This window comes from Shouchella oshimensis (assembly GCF_004375095.1).
Taxonomy (GTDB): domain Bacteria; phylum Bacillota; class Bacilli; order Bacillales; family Bacillaceae_D; genus Shouchella; species Shouchella oshimensis.
Genome location: NZ_SNUX01000004.1, coordinates 611,525 through 630,754 on the forward strand (window position 1 = coordinate 611,525; position 19,230 = coordinate 630,754).

Genomic DNA, 19,230 nt, shown 5'->3' on the forward strand with positions numbered 1-19,230 from the left:
TGATGCAACTTACTGACTTTTTAAAAGTGGATACAGCAACAAATCCACACTTTCACCCACATCACTCAACAAAGCTTGTCTATCTAAACAATGCTACTGGCTTTCCCCAAGCGTATGAGTATGATCGTGATTCGCAACAAGCGACTCGTCTAGTTGAAACATCAGAACGAATCATGCTCGCTACCTATATTGAGAATGACCTCCTCATTGGAATGGATTATGGGGTAAATGAAAAACAGCAATTGTATTTATGGAAAAATAATGAAGACCTTGTTCCGCTAACAAATGATCCTGCACATATACACCATTACGGAGGGGTATCACCTAATAAAGAATGGATTGCTTGGAGTAGTAATCGCAGGCATGAACAATTTTTTGACGTGTATATTCAACATGTATCCACACGTGACATTCAGTGTGTATATAAAGATGATGCTCGCTATGACCCTGTCTGTTTTCATCCAGATGGTCATCACTTGTTAATAAAGAAAACGAATACAAATTTAGATAATGACTTAGGTCTATTACATTTAGAAACAAAAGAACTAGAATGGTTAACGCCACACGAAAGCGAAGCTTCTTTCACAGATGCGGCTTTTAGCAACGATGGCAAATCTCTTTATCTTTTAACGAATGTTGGTCGAGATCACACTGGCATTGCTCGCTTACAGCTACAATCGAAAGAATTGGAATGGCTCTACACAGGAGATTGGGATTACGAAGCCTTAACCCTCAGTCATGACGGTACCTATTTAGCTTATGCAGTGAATGAAGGTGGCGTATCACATGCTTTTCTCACGCATCTTCCGTCCCAAACAGAGAAAAAGCTTCCTATTCAGTCAGGGGTTGTGACAAGTTTCACCTTTTCTCATGACGTAACTCAACTCGTTTTCTCTCTCGATGGAGCTGCAAACCCCGCTGCACTATGGTGTTACCATTTAAAGGAGCAGACTGTAACAAAACTGGCAAACAGCACACGGAAACATACTGTCCAAGAGATACTACGAGAGCCTGAACAACTTTCATTCACAAGCTCTGATGGTGAGACCATTCCATCTTTTTATTACAAACCAGATGGGGATGGGCCTTACCCAACCGTTATTTTTGTACATGGCGGTCCCGAAAGCCAAATTCGTTCTGTCTACAACCCTTTTTTACAGTACTTTGTATCACAAGGCTTCGCCGTATGCACGCCGAATGTGCGAGGAAGTACAGGCTATGGGAAACGCTACCATCACTTAGATGATAAGCGAAAACGTATGGATGCTGTTAGAGATTTAAATGAGCTTGCAGAATGGTTAAAAACAGAAGGATTCGCTCATCCTAACAAAATCGCTGTAATGGGCAGAAGCTATGGAGGGTTTATGGTGCTTGCTGCCATTACTCATTACCCAACACAGTGGGCAGCTGCCATCGATATTGTTGGCATTTCTAGCTTTAAATCGTTTCTCGAAAACACAAGTATTTGGCGACGAAAAGTACGAGAAGATGAGTACGGGTCCCTTGAAGAAGATCGTGACTTTTTTGATGAAATTGATCCCATTCATAAAGTCGATGATATTCAAGCTCCCCTTCTTGTGCTGCACGGACGAAACGATCCACGTGTACCGATTTCAGAGGCTGAGCAAATCGTTGAACAACTAAAGCACCGTCATCATCCAGTTGATTCGCTTTACTTTGAAAATGAAGGGCACTTCTTCGTTCGCTATGAAAACAACCTCGCGGCATACGAAAAGTCATTTTCATTTTTAAGGAAGTGGCTTTAACGAACGAAAACACCTCCGCCTTGGTCAAGGCGGAGGTGTTTCATTTACCCTTCCCGTTTTTCATGAATCAACTGATTTTTCATATCCGTTAATTCGTCTGACAGTGAAACGGGATAGACTTCTGGTACTTCTAAGCGTAAGTACTCTTCCCAAAACGATTGCTTTTGATACGCATGGTAGTCTCGCACATCTTTCAATGAAGGCACATCATAGACGAGTCTTCCATTCTCAAATATCGGCTTTAGCAGTTCAACCGCTTTAAAATCTCGAATTCGTTTCGCTTTTAATGGGTTACGTGGGTGCTTTAAGAGTATTTCATCTTTTCCTTCTAACGTTTCATGATCCAAGCAAACATAATCGCCCTTTGCCATACCATCGTCGCCAAAAAGGCGGTACACTTTTTTGCGTCCAGGATTTAGAATCTTTTCAATACTTTCCGAGATCTTAATCAGAGCGACCCAATCTTCTTTTTGATAGCTACCAGATTCAATCTCTGAATCAAGAGGTCGTCTAGCTACAATTTTATGGACGCCTCCTAATGCTGGGTTATCATAGGCTGTAATAAACTTTGTTCCAACACCCCAAATATCTACTTTTGCCCCTTGTTGCTTTAGAGAAGCAATTGTATATTCATCAAGATCGTTTGTCGCAGCAATTTTTACGTGTTCTAAACCTTCTTCATCAAGACGCTTACGCACTTTTTTAGATAAATAGGCTAAATCTCCACTGTCTAATCGGACAGCCGTCATTTCATAACCTTTCTCCTTTAGACGGTGCGCTGTTTCAATTGCATGAGGCAGACCACTTCCAAGTGTATCCGTTGTATCAAGAAGAGGAATGGTTTTTTGCGGAAAAACATCTGCATACGCAAGAAACGCTTCTAATTCAGATGGGTGGAACATAATAAACACATGTGCTTGCGTGCCTGTAATTGGCATAGAAAATTTCTTTCCTGCCTTCACGTTGCTAGTAGCGTCAAATCCAGCAATATAAGCCATTTTCGCCCCGTACACACTCGCATCTCTACCTTGGGCACGTCTTTTTCCCATTTCAAGCAAACCATCCTCCCCTGCGATGGTTTTAATACGGGCGCCCTTTGTCAGGACTAGAGATTCTGCATTCACAATGTTTAACAACATCGCTTCAATCCAAATACATTCCCAAACAGGGGCTTCAATACGAATGAGAGGCGTATTAGGAAAGACTAAATTTCCTTCTTCAACTGCATGCAAATCTCCACTAAAACGTAATGAACGCAAGTCATCTAAAAACGCTTCGTCAAAGCCCTCTGATTGCTCTCTTAAATAGCGGATGTCACTTTCATTAAAGTATAAGTTCTGTATCGTATCAATCAAATGGCCAAGTCCGCCAAACGCGACATAACCGCCTAATTCCGTGCTAAATTCACCAACGCCGCGAACAAAAGGGGCTTTCCGATAGAAATCATCAAAAACAACTTGAGTTTGATGAAGTCCTTCTTTCCATAAGGCGTACATCATAGTAATGGCATAATAATCCACATCAAGCCCATAATCCTCTGAAGGATTGTAGTACGGGGTCACATGATGAGCGTTTCCACCACATCGGATGCACACTTCTTCACTGGAAGACTCGTTTGAAAAACTTGGTTGGTCACACTCTTTACATATATGTACATAGCGATAACGAGTAGGCTTTACAAAATCAAAGATTGTTTTCATGTGTTCAGACATCTTTCTGCTCCTTTGCGATCTACGCTTTTCACGCATATAAGTCCTCAAAAGTATACTCTTGTTTTGTCTTCATTTCAAATCCATCGTACCTGTATACAAAAAAACGCCCTGCATTCCGCTAGAGCGTTTCCATATACAATTAAGCAGAGAGAACGTCTTTAATTTGTTCCAAGGCATGTTCCAGCTCTTCTTTTGTAATGATTAAAGGTGGTGCGAAGCGAATAACATTCTCATGTGTTTCTTTACATAATAATCCTCGCTCCTTTAATTGTTCACAATAAGGTCGAGCTGATTCTGTTAATTCAATTCCAATAAATAAGCCACGTCCCCGGACCTCTTTAATTGAAGGGTGTGTTAACGTTTTTAATTCGGTAATAAAATAATCACCGAGCTCTTGGGCATTCCTTACTAAGTCTTCTTCTTCTAAAATTTCTAACGCAGCAACAGAAACCGCACAAGCAAGTGGATTACCGCCAAATGTTGATCCATGGGAACCAGGTTCAAATACACCTAACACATCTTTATTCGCCGCAACAGCTGAAATCGGTAAAATCCCTCCACCAAGAGCCTTACCGAGAATGTACATATCTGGTTCCACGTTTTCATGATCGCATGCAAACCACTTGCCTGTTCGACCAAGACCAGCTTGTATCTCGTCTGCTATAAAAAGAATCTCATTCTCTGTACAGATGTCTCGCACTTGCTGCAAGTACCCATTAGGTGGTATGAGAATCCCTGCCTCTCCTTGAATAGGTTCAACAAGAAAGGCTACCGTATGTTCGGAAATGGCTTCTTTAAGTGCCTCTGCGTCGCCATACGGAATCACTTTTATGCCTGGCAACAACGGACCAAAGCCACGCTTGTATTCTTCACTAGAAGACAGGGAGACAGCAGCTAATGTTCGTCCATGAAAATTATTTGAGCAAACAATGATTTCGGCTTTATTGGTCACAATTTTTTTGTTTTCATATCCCCATCGTCGCGCCGCTTTTAAAGCGGTTTCAACAGCTTCTGCACCTGTATTCATTGGCAATATCATCTCTTTATTCGTAAGTGAAGCTACTTTTTCATAAAAAGGCGCCAGCTGATCATTGTGAAACGCCCGGGATGTTAACGTGACTCGCTCCGCCTGATCCTTTAAGGTTTGAATTAGTTTTGGATGGCAATGACCTTGATTTAGGGCTGAATAGGCACTTAACATATCAAGATAGCGATTGCCTTCTGCATCCCATACCCATACTCCTTTTGCTTTAGAAATGACGATTGGCAATGGATGATAGTTATTTGCACCGTATTGCTCTGTTTTCTTAATAATCTCTGTTGACTTAGACATAGTCATCCTCCTTCAGTTCTGTGCTTCCACTTATGTCTCTTCGCTCTAAAGAAATGAATTCCTGCTACATTTGTCAGGAAAAAAGGTGTTAAGATGAGATAAGTAGGAGGTACAGCGTATGAATTCTGATATAAGACGCGTGCACCATATTATTTTTTTGGCTTCTGTTTTTTGTTTTTGGCTTGCTACATATAGTTACGTACCGATCTTTAGCCTTTATTTAGAATCCATTCCGTTTAGCTACGGGTCAATTGGCATCATTTTAGGAAGTTACGGTGTAACACAAGTGCTACTTCGCTTTCCATTAGGTGTGTTACTCGATAAACTCGCCACGCTTCGTAAGCATTTTTACGTTGGTGGGTTTGTTGTAGCCATTGTGAGTGGCTTTATCCTTTTATTCTCAAGCTCTTTTCTATGGATATTGACCGGTCGCCTCCTCGCAGGAGTGACTGCTGCCATGTGGGTTATGGCTACCATCATGTACGCAGAGTATTTTCAATCGAACCACACGAGTAAAGCAATGGGCTTACTGCAATTTTCTACAGTCATGCCCCAATTTCTAAGCATGTTAACAGCGGGGTTACTCGTTGAATGGATGGGCTTTGCTCTTCCATTTTGGGCTGGTATTGTGGCTGCCTCCGTCGGTCTCTTACTCGCTTTGTCAATAAAAGTTGTACCCAGTCATATGGAGACAAGACAACCATTATCTACCGTTTCCATTATTCGTTCTACCGTTACTATGAGGTCATTACTACCTATTACCCTTGTTTCTCTTTTTGCACATGCCTTGCTCTTTATTTCTATTTTTGGCTTTACCCCTGTGTATGCTGGTTCTCAAGGCATAGGTGAAGGTGCCATGGTATGGATTATGACTGCTTTTTTCGTGCCTCATGCAGCGGCATCCATCTTCATCGCGCTGATCAACTTGCCGCCTACATTAGAGCAGCTACTAATGATTAGTAGTTTAATGGTTACAACCATTACATTCCTATTCCTACCGTTGGCTACTGGAATTCTTTCCATTAGTCTTCTGCACGCCATCATCGGCTTAACTATTGGAATTCTTTTACCCCTTTTATTATCGCAAATTGCAAGCTTACCACCGGCTTCATTAAAGACATCGGTCATGGGATTTTATCAATCGGTTTACGCTATTGGCATTTTTATTGGTCCCTATCTAGCTGGTTTTGCTGCAGAACAGTTTGGTCTAAAGCACGTGTTTACGTTGGCAGCCATTATTTCTTTCATCGCATTAGCCATTGCAGTACTTACAAGATTAAGAGAAGGACAACGACAAATGACCGATGATGCGTCTAAAAACAAAAAGCTGAATCACCTTTAATGGATGATTCAGCTTTTCCTTTATCCTGTTACGACCCAAGGTGAAGCATAAAAATCTCGTCTAAAAAGTTCCCCAGATTCCGGGAAAGAAGGAGGCATTTGACCATAAGGAATATTGGTTGCTCGATACCCGCCGAAGACCGTGTGAGGATTAGGACGTTCAGCTAAATTCCGCAAAAATACTTCTCCATTGAACCGGACAATGGGAATAACACTTCTTTGATGAAATCCATTCCAATAAGCCGTACCACGATCATGACGCGCAATCCAATATAAGCCTTCTTCAAGTTCTTCATCTAGGGTTACATAGCCCCAACCGCCATCTGAAGAAATTTCGATTTGATCCGATTCAAAAAGCAAGTCTTTTGGTCTGCCAGTGCCGTCGTCTGTATAAATGCCTACTCTTGCTGCAGCCGTATTCCCTGCACTTCCTAAGCTCATTCCTGCACGTACAATCTTTGTTTTTCTCGTAACAGGAAATGGAAACGCGTCTAGTGTATCTCCATAGACAAGAATACTAAATGCAGGTACATGACTATTCACGTTGTAGCCTTCTGCTGTGAAAGGATTATAGTCTCGTCGGAAATGAGACAAATACGTCCCTGCCGTTGGATAAAATGGCTCCACTCCTCCACCTGCACTTGCCATTGCATCAATTTTATCTTTTAAATCCTCAAGGCTTTGTTTTGTTTGAAGGACATCATCTGAAAGCTGGGCTGTATTGGCTATCGCTTCGTAGTCTGCAGTAATGACGGTATCGGCATGTTGTTGTGCTGCAAATACTACCGCTCCATAAGCAGGATACAGTTCATACTCACCTGCATCAATGACCTCTCCGTCACGATAAAGAACAGGCACAGGTTGGTCTAGCCAGTTGCGCTCTTCCCCTTCATAAATCCGAAAGCGAAGGGTTGGGTCTGTTTGATCACTAACTGGCGTTAAAGATGCATTGCTTCTTGCAGTCGACCTCATGTTTAGAACTTGTTGAATTTTATTAATGTCCTGCTGCACTCCTGATAGATGTGCAGATAATATTGCTTCACTTTTTAAATCCTTATAAGGCGTTTGTGCCATTTTTTTCACATCCTTTTCGTTTTTTTACGCTCGCGGTAAATACGTAAAGACCGTTGGATCTTCTTGCCCTAGCGTCCACATCGCAACACCTTTACACTCCGCCTCTTCAATTAGTTGTAATGTCGTAATAAACCCTTCAATATCACTATTCCATGCAAGGGAATAGCCCTCGGCATCCCCAATATAGAAGTTTCTTAGCCAAACTCCTGCATCCACCACTCGAAGCTGAATCGTCTTAGCGCCTTCCCATGAGTCCACAACCGCAACCGTTAAATTTTCATAGTCATTGCTTATGCCATAAGAAGTACCGGCGTCAGGGTTCAGCCCCGCATACATCAAATACCCAAACTCATCGTAGTCATAGGGACGGTCTTCCTCTAATGCAATTGGTTGAGGTTCTCCATCTACTATCGCCTGCACCTTTTCCATAGGTTCATAACGATTGAGTGTTGCAATATGAAGACGGTGACATCTCACTCTAGCTCCTTGTGCGAAAACGCCATGTGCGCCTTGCACTCTGTTTCCTTGTACCCTGTGACTGAACACTTGTGTTGTGCCATTAAAGCAAAGAATCTGCCCTTCAAAAAAACGTACTCGGAGAGAATACCTTGTACCTAAATAGATTGTAGCTGGAACAGAAGCCAACACTTGCCTTTCACCATTTTCCTCTGATAGTAGTAGGAACTGTTGTTGCACTGCGTCTAGTAAAAACAAATATCCATCATTCGTCGCTCCTACATTGGAAGCCATAAACCGAATGCCAGCACTTCCTCGATCCCATAATGAAAGATCCGCTTCTAAATGAGGGAAGAAGTGTAGCCGCTTATTTAACAGCAATTGATTTTGTCTTCCTCTGGCGTCTGTTTCGACAAAATTTTCACGGTATGGTACCCATTCTCCAGAAGAATAACCGACCGCTTTTCTACTTGATATACATTGCCTATTCTCATAGTTTCCACCATGAACCACCTGGGTTCCCGCTTGTAAATAATAATTCGTCTCCGCTAAATTAACTTTCTCTTGATTCCCACTTTCATCGTACACAACATGAGAGCCAAATAGATCTTCCCAAAAAATAGCAGGACGAGGGGGTCTGCGGAGCAATTCAGCTGTTAAAGCCATTTTCTTAGGCATTTTAGCCTCCACTTGATTGACAATACCTTCTGTTACTGTGCCTCTCTTTTTAGGCGGCTGTAAATTGACATTGTATTGCACCATCCCACCGCTCATATTGTGAGAAAAGCCTGTACTTAAAACCAAACCGAGTAGTTGTGCAGAATCTTCTGTTCCTGTAACAACAATTTCATTCTCCCCTTCTGTAAAAGAGAATGTTCCACAATGGTAAAAATGTCGATCTGGGTTTACTAAGAACGGATACCAACTTGGAATCCCTTCTCCTATCACATACGGTGTACCGTTAACGAGCAAATGAATTTTTGGATTTAAATAAGGGAAGTAAACAGGTGCAATTAATTCATAGATCCCTGCGGCTGGCAGGGTAAAACGATAAACCGCTCTTCCCTCATCAACATCTTTTACACAACGCTCCAAATCATGGTCTGCCAAATAGCGAGCACCTCCAACTGCCACCCCCTGAAATGTTTGCGGAAATTGTTCTGCACGCCATGTCGTATTGGTCCTCGTTGCGTTTCCTGTTAACTGGGTAGGTTGATGTAGAACGGCGTGTACGTGTTCAAAAGTTGCCCGCTGATGCTTACTATAGCTTGTAATATACTCTGTCCCTTGGTAAGTTGATCGATAAATAACAGGACGATTATTGTACGGAAGCAAGTCAGCATACGCCACGCGAAAGCGATCATAACAATGAGAGAATGTTTGCTGGTAGCCGGACTCTTCATCATGTAGACCCGTATAAGGAACGTAAGATTGATCGACCCATGTAAAAGCATCTGTCTCTGGATCTCGCCCAATATGGTGTTTAAAAATGCCATTTTGCCACATGAGCATTTGCCAGTACCGAACAGCCGTACCAGATCGTTTGCTTTCCAGAGGCCAACGTCGTCCATAAGCAGCATTTCCAATCCAAACCGACTCGGACGGAAACACATTTTGCACATGGGCTAAAACTTGTTTAAGCCACCAAACAGGTGTAGATGGACCTGGAGCAGAATTGTTATGAGCAAAATCATAGGACATGATTTGCCATTCATCACAAATCATTTGTCCTCTTTCATCTCTACCTTCAGCCAGCGTACGGTAATCGGTCCATTGATACCAATATGGTGCAAAATCACCTGTCATGGCATGCAAATTAACACGTACTTTTAATTGAAGAGGAATGGCAATTTCATTTTTCACTCGCGCTAAAAAATCTCGGTATTTTTCAGCTTCCCGAGCCTCTCTAGGTCGAGAGCTCGATTTCTCAAAATCAATCTCAATTCCTTTTATCCTACCAGGAAAACGCGTCATGTATTGAGAGACAATTGATCGGAATTGCCGTATAAAAGTCGATTGATTTTCCTCTTGATCAAGCATGGTTTCAACTGGACTTCCAAAACAAATGGCTTGTAAAAACCATTCAACGTTTGGATAGTGGTCCATTAAATAGAGAAGACTATTCCGTGCCCAATATTGGATGGCGCCATCCTGATTCAAAACAGGATAAGAGGTCCCTGCTTTATAGTGATAAACTGTACCATTTTCACGCACACCAAAATCATGTAACCCAAAGGAGGCAATTTTTTCATTGTGTTCCTGAAACGCCGTCCAAAAGTTTCGTTGATCACCTGGCCAGTCTAAGTATGCATCGCGGTTAATGATCGTCCATTCTCCAGCTTCATCTTCTTTCGCAAACTCCAAAAACTGTGCGTTGGATGGCTCATTTAAACTCCACGACATAAACTGCATGCTCATAACAACGACCTCCCTTCTTTCCAACGTATAAGCTCGGCTACACCATAATAGCCAATCCCGACATCTTGAAGTGTATCGATGACTTCTATTTCACCAAATTCATTTTGTCGCCGTATTTGTGCAAATTTATACCACTCCAGTCGTATCCTCCCCGAACCCATTGGAATACCAAATAGTTGTTGTTTTCCTGTTTGAATGGGTATAGAACCGATCGTTAATGTTCGTGCTTGACGGTCTAACAAAACACCATTCTTTGTAGCTTTATTGAGCGAAGCATGAAGATGAATCTCGTCTCCCGCTTTGCCAGCTGGAACATAGAATTCTCTCGTATATGTTTTGTTTAATGGATGCTCTTCTTCATTCGGAAATGGCATTGTGAAAGTGTCTCTTTTTTCTCCTATATTTGTTGATACACGCAATAAATCAAAATCATCTTTTGGGATAAGTGTTATATCCACAGGAGTTACAAATGTTTGTCGATCAAATCGTTTTTCGTCAAGATTAGGAATCGTGATAATCTCGTTTCCACGACCTACTAGATTGTAAAAGCGATTTTTTAACTCAGGGAACCTTCTCGGTTGATCACCCTTTATAAGCAACGGTTCAGCAACGCCTTCAGTTGAATCTCGTTCATCCAACTCTCTTAACACCGGAGACAGCCACTCACTTGTGTGAGCCACTGTCCCTGTCACCTGTTCACCGCCCTGTAGCTGTAGATCGGTTATATTTAATTGTCCACTAATCTTTTCAGCGATTACATGAAGATCTACTTGTTTCACTTTTTTTGTTTGATCTTTCTGTATTGGTTGTGCAACGAAGCGAGACCAGTCTAATTTACTCATTAGACCAGCGATGTTCACTTGGATGGCCTGTCCAATTGGTACTTGTCGTACCACCTTGCAACATAGCATCGGTTATTGAAGCTTGACCTGAAAAGTTTGACGCTACAAACCGTACCTCTACTTCAGAAACCGATTTCGACGAATCGGTTTCGACCAATACTGATTTAGCAGAAAACATACGCACCCCTCCCTTCGTTTTGAATCACGATTTAGGTTAACGATATAAAGGTCGGTTCTTCTTCTGTCCCATCTTCGTAACGAACGATTACTTCCACACCAACCCTACCGTTTTCATTTACAGAAAAGTTTTGGACGGCGCTACGAAAAGAGAGAACATAATGATCACGATTTGCCGGATAGACAGTTTGGCTTAAACGTTTTACACCTGATGTTGTCTCTGCTTTAAACGATGCGCTACCGCTAAAACCATTAACTGGGTCCACTTCCCATCCACTATTAGACCAATAGCGGAATCCATCATCTGCTCTGCTGTTAAGCAATAAGTTAAATACAGAGAGCTCTAGCATATCGCTTGAATCAATGGTATCTTCTGATCGTAAAAAACTTGTGCCATCTTGGACGCCTGTAAGCAAGTCAGAAAGTGTAGGTGCCTTAGACTCTAGTACGATTTCTGTTTCCCAAGGCTCAACTAGGTTATAGCGCCAAGCGAGAATGCGTGTTTGCCGATCAATACCTAGCTCTTTATCGTACACTCTAACTAGATCGCCAAGCTTAAATTGTTCATGTTCCATTCCGGATAAAATGGATAAATCAGATGCTTTAATTTGATAGGATGTACGCGGTAAACTAAGACTTTCCAATGCAGCTTGCGCTTGCTCTTTTAAATGAAATGGATTTGTAAACCGATCATCCTTTAGCACCTTTGCTCGCAGTTTTGTCGTGAATGTGTAGTTGGGATCGTCTCGAATATCTAAATAGGGAACTTGGTCATTCACTGAATCAATGGAAAGATTCTCTCTCCCATAAGGATACAGTCGTGTAATGAGTTCATCTGTATCATACGTAGCTTCAATCGATTGGATGTTCTTCTCATAGACAATAGCTGCCCCAGACACTCGACCGATCGGTTCAATGAAATCAATCGTCATCGTATCAGAGTGGTAAACTAATTCACCACCGTACACATCTGGCAATTGTGTTAACGCCTGCAACCTGTTCGTTAGTCCAGATTCAACACTAACGTTACGTGTTGGAAAATTTGAAACGACCCCTAACCGCCATTCTGTTCCTTGTAAAATGTCCGACAAAACGACCACAACACTTTTATCTTCCCATTCAGAAACAGATAAAGGGTCGGAAAATTGCAAATCATACCAAAGTGCTTCAGCAAACACTTCTGTTTCTGGGACACCACTTCCTCCGCGACTATACGTAATGCGTCGAATAATATAGAGCTCATCAACAATTTGAATTAAATGTTCATTTTGTAAGTGCTCGTTTTTTTGATCAGAGAAAGGTAAGACAAACGAAAGTGTATCAATACCGTTTACTTCCTGTTCAAGCAAAATATCATAGGCATTATCTAAGACAGCAAGCTGCTCTCTTTCAGGCGAAAGAACGACTGGTCGAGCCCCTGGTAAACGGGAGAAAATAGCTCTCTGCATTCTACTGTAAGAATGGTTATAAAAAACCGTATGCAACTGGTTATATTGGGATTCATTCACATTGTTATATTGAATCATACAACCACCCTATACCCAGCGACTTCTTGCTTGTATTGTAAGTTCTTCCACTTCACCAGTTCCTTCAAATGCAAGAGATAATTGATTCGCTCCAGGTTGTAAAACAGGAAACTCAATACTGCTTAAATGGTTTAATGCTGAAACTCGTTCACCATTCGGCTTTATCGTATACGCCGTCACATATTGGCTATCCAAACGTAACTGCTCCCCTGATTCAAGCGTCCCGTCGTAAACCATTTCCGTGTCGTTAAGAGTGAGTCGAATCAAACCGTTTTGCAACTGCCCTTTTACTTGTATTAAAGGAAAGGAGTGGATGCTGCCTTTTTCTCTTGTGAAATGATGGGTTCCTTCTGAATGGTAGATAAAAAATTCATCTTCAATCGCATAATAGTAAGGATCGGGACAATAGAAGATTAAATCGCCTCTACCTGAAGCTGCTAATTCGTCTAGCTCTGATTCTTCTGCCAAAAGCCCGTATATCACCTTGTCTCGTTCATCATGAAAAATAAGAGGCTTAGGCTCAGCACGATTGAGTAATCGAGCAATCTCCCTTACCTTTTCACGAAAATCAGTACGATTTGCACCAGCAATCGTAACCGAAATGGTAATCATCAACGCTGCATCTTGTTTTCCGAAAAAAAAGGAGCCATTTCTACCGAATATAGACATGGAACGAATTTCACGAGCTGGCAAAATAGGCCTTTGAATGTGATGAACGATTAAAGACTGACTAAAATCGAATCCGTCATACGTAAACATATTACCGGCCTCCTTTTGCTCTCATCGTAGACACATGTCTCCGACCAAGTTCTGTGTCCATAAATGGAGCTGTAATTCTTGCAATCTGTTTTCCTTCTAGATGTACCGGAACCTCGACAGTTAACCTATCTTGTAAAGAGGATCGGTTTAGAAAATCTGGCTGTTGACGAGCCATTAAATGTTGTTCTAATCGCTCTACTCCACGACCTAAGAAGTTCCCCCCTTGAATCGTAGGTAACGCCAAAGCATTCGTTAACGCTCGCTCAATAACAGGTAAGTCCCCTTCTACAGAGTCTTTAATTGGCCCTCCAAAATTTAAGCGGTGAATGTCTTGCAGAGGCCCTTCCTTTGCAGGAGAAAACGGGAGAAAATCACGAATCTTTCCTGCTACATTTGAAATGGCACTCGTGACCGACCCAATGGCACTAGTAATCCCTTGGGCAATACTTGTGACAATGTTACGGCCTGCATCCCGGAACCGACCGATAAAGCCCATGACCGTTTGAAATGCACTTTGAATGCCATTTGAGATCGCACTTCGTATCGCTGTCATGGCCGCCGTTACACTCGTACGAACCGCATTAAATATGGACATAAAGGTCGTTCTGATTGCATTAAGACCCGCTGACACTGCAGAGCTTGCAGCAGAAATACCTGTCGTAATAAAGTTTCGAATAAACGAAATAACTGACGTCACGACTGAGCGAACTGCATTGAATACCGTCATGAAGATCGTTCGAATCGTGGTTAAGATCGTCATGACAACCGTTTGTACAGCTGTCATCCCAGTCCATATAAGATTCCGTATAAATGTCATCACGGTCGTAACAACTAGCTGCACAGCTTCAAAGCCCCTCTGGAAAAAAGCTTGAATGTTCCTTAAAGCTGTGGAAAAGAGAGTTGAAATGGAACTCCACATATTTGTAAAAATTGTACGTAAACCTGTAAACAAGGAGCCTGCAATTTTAATAATTTTGCCGAACAATAGAAGCTGTACTAAATTCCAAATCGCTTCTAACGCACCAAAGAATAATTGTTTGATCCCTTCCCACATTAAGGAGAAATCCCCCGTAAATAAGCCAGCAAAAGTTTTAATTAATCCCATAATGATATCGAGTGCACCAGAGATAACGCCTTTAATATTTCCCCACACTTGTTGAATCAACGCGGCCACAAACGGCCACACAAACTTCATTAAGGCTAATATTCCGTTCATGATAGGTTCAATAATACTGAGTATAAAGTTAAATACATTTGAAACAGCTTCCATGACTTGTGCACCATGCTCATCCCAAAACTGCTTAATTGTTGCCAGTTTTTCGGCTACAAACGAAGCAATCACGCTAACGACCGTTTGAATAACAGACTGAATCGTCTGCCACACTTGAATGACGCCGTTTTTAAATGTTTCATTCGTATTCCATAAATACATGAAGCCTGCGGCAAGAGCGGCAATGGCGGAAATGATTAGTCCGATAGGTCCTAAAAATCTTAAAAAAGTAGCTATCACGTTCTTATTTAAGAGAGAAGAAACTGCTTCAAAAATGCTCTTAAGCGTTGTAAAAGACATTGCAATTTGTGAGATACCAACTAGTAATAAACCTGCTGCAGTCATAACCCCTAACAGTGATGAAACAATATTTGCACTAGAAAATGAAGACATAAGCAAGTCAACTTCCGTTCTAATTGACTCTATTGTTCCTTTTATGCCGCTTAACGCTTTTCCACCTTTTTCAATTTTATCAAGATCAAACGTAATATTCGCAGACTCTCCAATTTGAACTGCCATTATATTCCTCCTTTCCATTTTTTCGATTCTTCATTCATTTTGTCTTGATCCCATTCAGCCATGCTTCGATTCTTTTTATCTTGTAAGAACCGTTGAAATGCACTATCTTCAGGTAATCCTCTAACAAACACTAAGAACCGTCTCCATGAGAGACGGTTCTCAAATCCCTCTTGAGTTAAATGAATGCGATAAAACCTGTAAAAGTCAGCCTCTAATGCGGCCCACCCCCAAATAATTATCCGTGAATCTTGGTTTTTTTTTGTGTTTTTGATGATTGAGCACTTGTACCTTTAACGTCATAGCCCCATAGTTTCATAATGTCTGGAACGATATGTTGAAACACAAAATTCACTCCAGCTTTTGATTGTTCTAAGTGGCTGAGAAAAGCTTTTCCAAGCATCAGTTCAATAAACTCATACATCTTTTCTTCTGGTACCGACATTTGTGTTTTTCCTTTTACCTTCTGCACACAATAACGGAAATAGAAGGTAGCAAATTGGAAAGGCATTTCTGTTGGGATCTCAAAATACTCACCAGCAAATTTGACGTATTGATGCTTTTGTTCATTTAACTGTTCAGCCAGTGCATCATCATAGTCAGCTACTAATTGCTCTTGTTGGATTTCCGCTAGCTCTTCCACCTTTTGATCTAGAAGTTCTAAGCGTTCTTCTCTATTATTCGCCACCAGGAGCACTCTCCTCCGTAATCGCTTCTTTTGTATTTACACGGAATTCGCCTGAAAAAGTATATACCCCCTCAGATACTGAACCCTCTTCTTCATAGGTAGTAAAAAATCCAGTAAGCGCATAGCCTGAACCAGTAGAGTCAGTGTGCTTAATAACCGCTTCTTGACCTAGTTCCGAGACGCGTTTTAATTCGGATTGTCCATCATCATCTAGAAGCGCAATCCCTTCCATTGATACGGTTTCACCTACAGAAGCGGCAATAAATTTTTGACGAAAAACGCCCCCACCATCAACAGTGTCACCTAAACCTGTCACATCCGCTTCTTCAACTTCTAGTGAATGTGTAAAGGACGTTAGCTTTGCCACCACTTGTTCATTTACTTCTACTCGTGTTCCTGCAAACTTCTTTTCAGCCATGTTAACTCCTCCATAATAAGTGAAATACTATTCGTTATTGTTGGTGTGCCGGCACGAACGCATATTTAACGAATAATGTAGCTAGATACTAGTTGTTTGCTACAACTCAATCTTAATACAGGAACACCTGTTCCTAATTGCCGATTTTCTGCCACGTTTATGCAGCTTATCTATGTTAAACTCTTAAGTAAAGATATTTAGAAAGGACAATTCTTCATGTCACAAGTTTTTAAATTCCTTGAATCCTCATTAATTGTTGAAGAAGATTGCGTAATACTTCGACATGGAAGAATAAAATCTTTGAATGGAGGTGCAAAAAAAGAAGTAATACTCCCATATTCTGAAATTGAAGAAATTATTTTTCAAAAGCCTGGATTCTCAGCAGGTTATTGCTACTTTAAACGACCCGGTGCTTCAATAATTACGACTAAACATCAAGCGGTATACGATGAACATTCTATTTTGTTACACTTTCGATACCACTACAAACGATTTTTGAAAGCGAAGAAAATAATTGAAACACGTTTAGAAAATGTTGAGATAGTTTCAGAGTCAGAACTGGACCGTATTTATCACTCTCTTATTTTGGATTCAAATCAATCCATTACGTATAAAGGCTATGATGGAAGTTTAGAAGTTACAAGAGATAAGATTACGATTTTATACAACGGATTTCTTCATAGTGGAGGACGCGGTCAAAAAACCATTCAAATAAAAGAAATTAACAGTATTTCACTTTCTAAAAACACCTTTGTTAGTGGGAAAATTCAGCTTCACTACAATGGGTTTCAAGATAGAAGGAATGGAATACTTGCTTCTGCAGCAAATGAACTAAGTATTACAAACATTAACGAGTACAATCGTTTCTTACAGGCAAAAGAACTTATTGAACGGATTAAACATTACCATGACTCATATAATGAAACTGGTTATGACAATAGCTACAACCAATATGCCGAACCTGTGCATACTCCCCGCTCTACCGCAGACGAACTTCGAGAGTTTAAATCGCTTTTAGACGAAGGTATTATTACGGAAGAAGAATTTGAACAAAAGAAAGCGCAGTTACTTCGCTAATGAATTGAGCCCCTCTTATAGATACGAGGGGCTTTTTTACAACAAGTGTCCAGATGTATTCAACCTCGTCTTTAAAGATTAGATTTATGTTAAACTACTTTAAACAATAACCTTATTGAGAAAGGACGACTCATCATGCCACACGTTTTTAAGGGAGCTCGATCGACCCTAACCATTGAGGATAACAGACTAGTTATTCGTCATAACAAAATAAAAACATTTGCTGGTGGTGCTCGTAAGGAAGTTACCATTCCCCTAAATGAACTTGAAGGAATGATCTTTCAAAAACCTGGTCTATTATCTGGTTTTTGCTATTTTCAATTACGGGGAGCTTCGCCATCTATAACAAGGTTTCAAGCAGCAAATGATGAACATTCTATCATGCTAAATTTCTTCTACCATTACAAACGTTTTCAAAAAGCCAATCAGATTATTATGAACAAACTAGCGACTATTGAACCTTCTTTAGAAGTAGAAATTGATCGAACTTTGAATGACCTTATTTCTATTCCTTCCCATATTGTTAAATTCGATGGTGTTGACGGTACCTTAGAGTTGACTAAAGATACTGTAACGATCTACTACAAACGGTTTCTACATACAGGTGGTAGCGGGAAGCAATCCATATACATAAACGATATTAGTGCCATTACGCTCTCACCTCAAACATTGGTGAATGGGAAATTTGAAATTCATCATGGTAACTATTCTTCGAGGAAATTAAATCCACTTGCTTTAGGATCAAACGAAATTAGTATTGGTAACATCAACGAGTACAATCGTTTCTTACAGGCAAAAGAACTTATTGAACGGATTAAACATTACCATGACTCACATAATGATTTTGAAAACAGCTATAACCAATATGCCGAACTTGCGCATACTCCCCGCTCTACCGCTGATGAACTTCGGGAGTTTAAAGCCCTTTTAGACGAAGGTATTATTTCAGAAGAGGAGTTTGAAAAGAAAAAGATGGAGCTACTGTAAGAATATCTTTTAAGGAGGAGCTAACATGACTATGGCTACTTTTCAATCAATGGGTACGACCTTAATTATTTCTGAAGATCGGATAACCTTAGAACATAACCGCAAAATTGGTAACTTAAGAAAAACAATAGAGATAGCCTTTACTGAATTAGAAAAAATTGAAGAGAGAAAACCTACTCTTTTTTCCGGGTATGTTTATTTCAGACGAAACCACGATCCTTCTATTGATGATAAAGAAGCGATGATTCATGAACAGGCGATGATTATTCGTTCTAAGAAAAAGTATAAAGAATATGAAAAAGTTAGCGAACTGATAAAACAAAGAATAGTAGAAAACGCTCAGCAAACTGGTACACCAGATGATCGAATCGATTCTTTAGTAAAACAACTGACCTCTAATCCACATGAATCATTACGTTATGAAGCTCATCAGGGCCATTTAATCATAAGCGCCCACACGGTTTCTATACATCATAAAACGTTGCACCGTGGTGGAAATGGACAAAGAGAATTTTCCATTTCTTCTATTAATAGCATTCATTTATCTAAAAGCGGGTTAAAAGCTGGTCGTATTCGCTTTTTTACAGAATCTACGAATAGCAGAGAGAAATATAAAGCCTATTTAGCATCTGAAAATGAACTTCTTATAACAGGTATTGATGACTACCATCGTATGTACGAAGCTAAACTGCTCATTGAGCGATTACGTGTTTACCACGCAGATAAACACGATCCGTCCGTTATACCACCTTCTCCCCGCTCTACCGCTGATGAACTTCGAGAGTTTAAAGCCCTTTTAGACGAGGGTATTATTACAGAAGAAGAGTTTGAACAGAAGAAAGCCCAGTTACTTCGCTAATGAAATGAGCC

17 protein-coding genes are annotated in these 19,230 nt (G+C 40.7%); 5 read left to right on the top strand and 12 right to left on the bottom strand.

The window, feature by feature from the left end:
• The first annotated feature begins 2 nt into the window (after positions 1-2).
• Positions 3-1,766, top strand: a complete 1,764-nt coding sequence (locus E2L03_RS18575) for a S9 family peptidase (protein ID WP_134260053.1) — start codon at positions 3-5, stop codon at positions 1,764-1,766.
• 44 nt (positions 1,767-1,810) lie between these two features.
• Here E2L03_RS18575 and E2L03_RS18580 read toward each other — a convergent pair whose 3' ends face one another.
• Positions 1,811-3,478 (bottom strand): nicotinate phosphoribosyltransferase, encoded by a 1,668-nt coding sequence (locus E2L03_RS18580; protein WP_241742063.1) that lies wholly within the window; start codon positions 3,476-3,478, stop codon positions 1,811-1,813.
• A 139-nt stretch (positions 3,479-3,617) separates the two neighbouring features.
• Positions 3,618-4,811: an ornithine--oxo-acid transaminase gene (locus E2L03_RS18585; RefSeq protein ID WP_095150998.1), complete on the bottom strand. Its 1,194-nt coding sequence runs from the start codon at positions 4,809-4,811 to the stop codon at positions 3,618-3,620.
• 118 nt (positions 4,812-4,929) lie between these two features.
• Here E2L03_RS18585 and E2L03_RS18590 point away from each other — a divergent pair, with 118 nt between their 5' ends.
• Positions 4,930-6,153, top strand: a complete 1,224-nt coding sequence (locus E2L03_RS18590; RefSeq protein ID WP_095150999.1) for an MFS transporter — start codon at positions 4,930-4,932, stop codon at positions 6,151-6,153.
• 20 nt (positions 6,154-6,173) lie between these two features.
• Here E2L03_RS18590 and E2L03_RS18595 read toward each other — a convergent pair whose 3' ends face one another.
• From E2L03_RS18595 to E2L03_RS18640, 10 genes are all read right to left on the bottom strand, one after another.
• Positions 6,174-7,226 (bottom strand): hypothetical protein, encoded by a 1,053-nt coding sequence (locus E2L03_RS18595; protein WP_038484339.1) that lies wholly within the window; start codon positions 7,224-7,226, stop codon positions 6,174-6,176.
• Positions 7,227-7,250: 24 nt separating this feature from the next.
• Positions 7,251-10,100 carry a glycosyl hydrolase family 18 protein gene (locus tag E2L03_RS18600; RefSeq protein ID WP_241742065.1) on the bottom strand — a complete coding sequence of 950 codons (2,850 nt, stop codon included), beginning with the start codon at positions 10,098-10,100 and terminating at the stop codon, positions 7,251-7,253.
• On the bottom strand, positions 10,097-10,996 hold the full coding sequence (locus tag E2L03_RS18605) for a hypothetical protein (RefSeq protein ID WP_243839549.1): 900 nt from the start codon (positions 10,994-10,996) through the stop codon (positions 10,097-10,099). Before E2L03_RS18605 ends, E2L03_RS18600 begins: the two co-directional genes overlap by 4 nt.
• Positions 10,935-11,120, bottom strand: a complete 186-nt coding sequence (locus E2L03_RS18610) for a hypothetical protein (protein ID WP_035398992.1) — start codon at positions 11,118-11,120, stop codon at positions 10,935-10,937. The genes E2L03_RS18605 and E2L03_RS18610 overlap by 62 nt, the downstream gene beginning before the upstream one ends.
• A gap of 31 nt (positions 11,121-11,151) precedes the next feature.
• On the bottom strand, positions 11,152-12,645 hold the full coding sequence (locus E2L03_RS18615; protein ID WP_038484346.1) for a phage tail spike protein: 1,494 nt from the start codon (positions 12,643-12,645) through the stop codon (positions 11,152-11,154).
• Positions 12,646-12,654: 9 nt separating this feature from the next.
• The gene (locus tag E2L03_RS18620; RefSeq protein ID WP_038484349.1) at positions 12,655-13,404 is read right to left on the bottom strand and encodes a distal tail protein Dit; all 750 of its coding nucleotides are present in this window, start codon (positions 13,402-13,404) and stop codon (positions 12,655-12,657) included.
• Between the two features lies 1 nt (position 13,405).
• Positions 13,406-15,193 carry a phage tail protein gene (locus tag E2L03_RS18625; RefSeq protein WP_134260059.1) on the bottom strand — a complete coding sequence of 596 codons (1,788 nt, stop codon included), beginning with the start codon at positions 15,191-15,193 and terminating at the stop codon, positions 13,406-13,408.
• On the bottom strand, positions 15,193-15,324 hold the full coding sequence (locus E2L03_RS20930) for a hypothetical protein (RefSeq protein WP_307188675.1): 132 nt from the start codon (positions 15,322-15,324) through the stop codon (positions 15,193-15,195). Before E2L03_RS20930 ends, E2L03_RS18625 begins: the two co-directional genes overlap by 1 nt.
• A 104-nt stretch (positions 15,325-15,428) precedes the next feature.
• Entirely contained in the window at positions 15,429-15,878 is a 450-nt protein-coding gene (locus E2L03_RS18635; RefSeq protein WP_038484355.1) for a hypothetical protein, read from the bottom strand.
• On the bottom strand, positions 15,868-16,296 hold the full coding sequence (locus E2L03_RS18640; protein ID WP_055736180.1) for a hypothetical protein: 429 nt from the start codon (positions 16,294-16,296) through the stop codon (positions 15,868-15,870). The genes E2L03_RS18635 and E2L03_RS18640 overlap by 11 nt, the downstream gene beginning before the upstream one ends.
• A gap of 216 nt (positions 16,297-16,512) precedes the next feature.
• On the opposite strand from E2L03_RS18640, the gene E2L03_RS18645 reads away from it, so the two are divergent.
• From E2L03_RS18645 to E2L03_RS20795, 3 genes are all read left to right on the top strand, one after another.
• The gene (locus E2L03_RS18645; protein WP_124742859.1) at positions 16,513-17,373 is read left to right on the top strand and encodes an SHOCT domain-containing protein; all 861 of its coding nucleotides are present in this window, start codon (positions 16,513-16,515) and stop codon (positions 17,371-17,373) included.
• Positions 17,374-17,508: 135 nt separating this feature from the next.
• A complete protein-coding gene (locus tag E2L03_RS18650; protein WP_241742068.1) occupies positions 17,509-18,360 on the top strand; it encodes an SHOCT domain-containing protein in 852 nt (283 codons plus the stop codon).
• Positions 18,361-18,385: 25 nt separating this feature from the next.
• Positions 18,386-19,219 (top strand): SHOCT domain-containing protein, encoded by an 834-nt coding sequence (locus tag E2L03_RS20795; protein ID WP_055736177.1) that lies wholly within the window; start codon positions 18,386-18,388, stop codon positions 19,217-19,219.
• Positions 19,220-19,230: the final 11 nt, after the last annotated feature.

What these genes read in the sequence shown, in the direction of transcription:
- E2L03_RS18620 (WP_038484349.1), bottom strand. Translation starts at nt 13,404, where the DNA reads ATGTTTACGTATGACGGATTCGATTTTAGTCAGTCTTTAATCGTTCAT.
- E2L03_RS18585 (WP_095150998.1), bottom strand. Translation starts at nt 4,811, where the DNA reads ATGTCTAAGTCAACAGAGATTATTAAGAAAACAGAGCAATACGGTGCA.
- E2L03_RS18625 (WP_134260059.1), bottom strand. Translation starts at nt 15,193, where the DNA reads ATGGCAGTTCAAATTGGAGAGTCTGCGAATATTACGTTTGATCTTGAT.
- E2L03_RS18650 (WP_241742068.1), top strand. Translation starts at nt 17,509, where the DNA reads ATGCCACACGTTTTTAAGGGAGCTCGATCGACCCTAACCATTGAGGAT.
- E2L03_RS18590 (WP_095150999.1), top strand. Translation starts at nt 4,930, where the DNA reads ATGAATTCTGATATAAGACGCGTGCACCATATTATTTTTTTGGCTTCT.
- E2L03_RS20795 (WP_055736177.1), top strand. Translation starts at nt 18,386, where the DNA reads ATGACTATGGCTACTTTTCAATCAATGGGTACGACCTTAATTATTTCT.
- E2L03_RS18640 (WP_055736180.1), bottom strand. Translation starts at nt 16,296, where the DNA reads ATGGCTGAAAAGAAGTTTGCAGGAACACGAGTAGAAGTAAATGAACAA.
- E2L03_RS18600 (WP_241742065.1), bottom strand. Translation starts at nt 10,100, where the DNA reads ATGAGCATGCAGTTTATGTCGTGGAGTTTAAATGAGCCATCCAACGCA.
- E2L03_RS18595 (WP_038484339.1), bottom strand. Translation starts at nt 7,226, where the DNA reads ATGGCACAAACGCCTTATAAGGATTTAAAAAGTGAAGCAATATTATCT.
- E2L03_RS18615 (WP_038484346.1), bottom strand. Translation starts at nt 12,645, where the DNA reads ATGATTCAATATAACAATGTGAATGAATCCCAATATAACCAGTTGCAT.
- E2L03_RS18575 (WP_134260053.1), top strand. Translation starts at nt 3, where the DNA reads ATGCAACTTACTGACTTTTTAAAAGTGGATACAGCAACAAATCCACAC.
- E2L03_RS18645 (WP_124742859.1), top strand. Translation starts at nt 16,513, where the DNA reads ATGTCACAAGTTTTTAAATTCCTTGAATCCTCATTAATTGTTGAAGAA.
- E2L03_RS18610 (WP_035398992.1), bottom strand. Translation starts at nt 11,120, where the DNA reads ATGTTTTCTGCTAAATCAGTATTGGTCGAAACCGATTCGTCGAAATCG.
- E2L03_RS18580 (WP_241742063.1), bottom strand. Translation starts at nt 3,478, where the DNA reads ATGTCTGAACACATGAAAACAATCTTTGATTTTGTAAAGCCTACTCGT.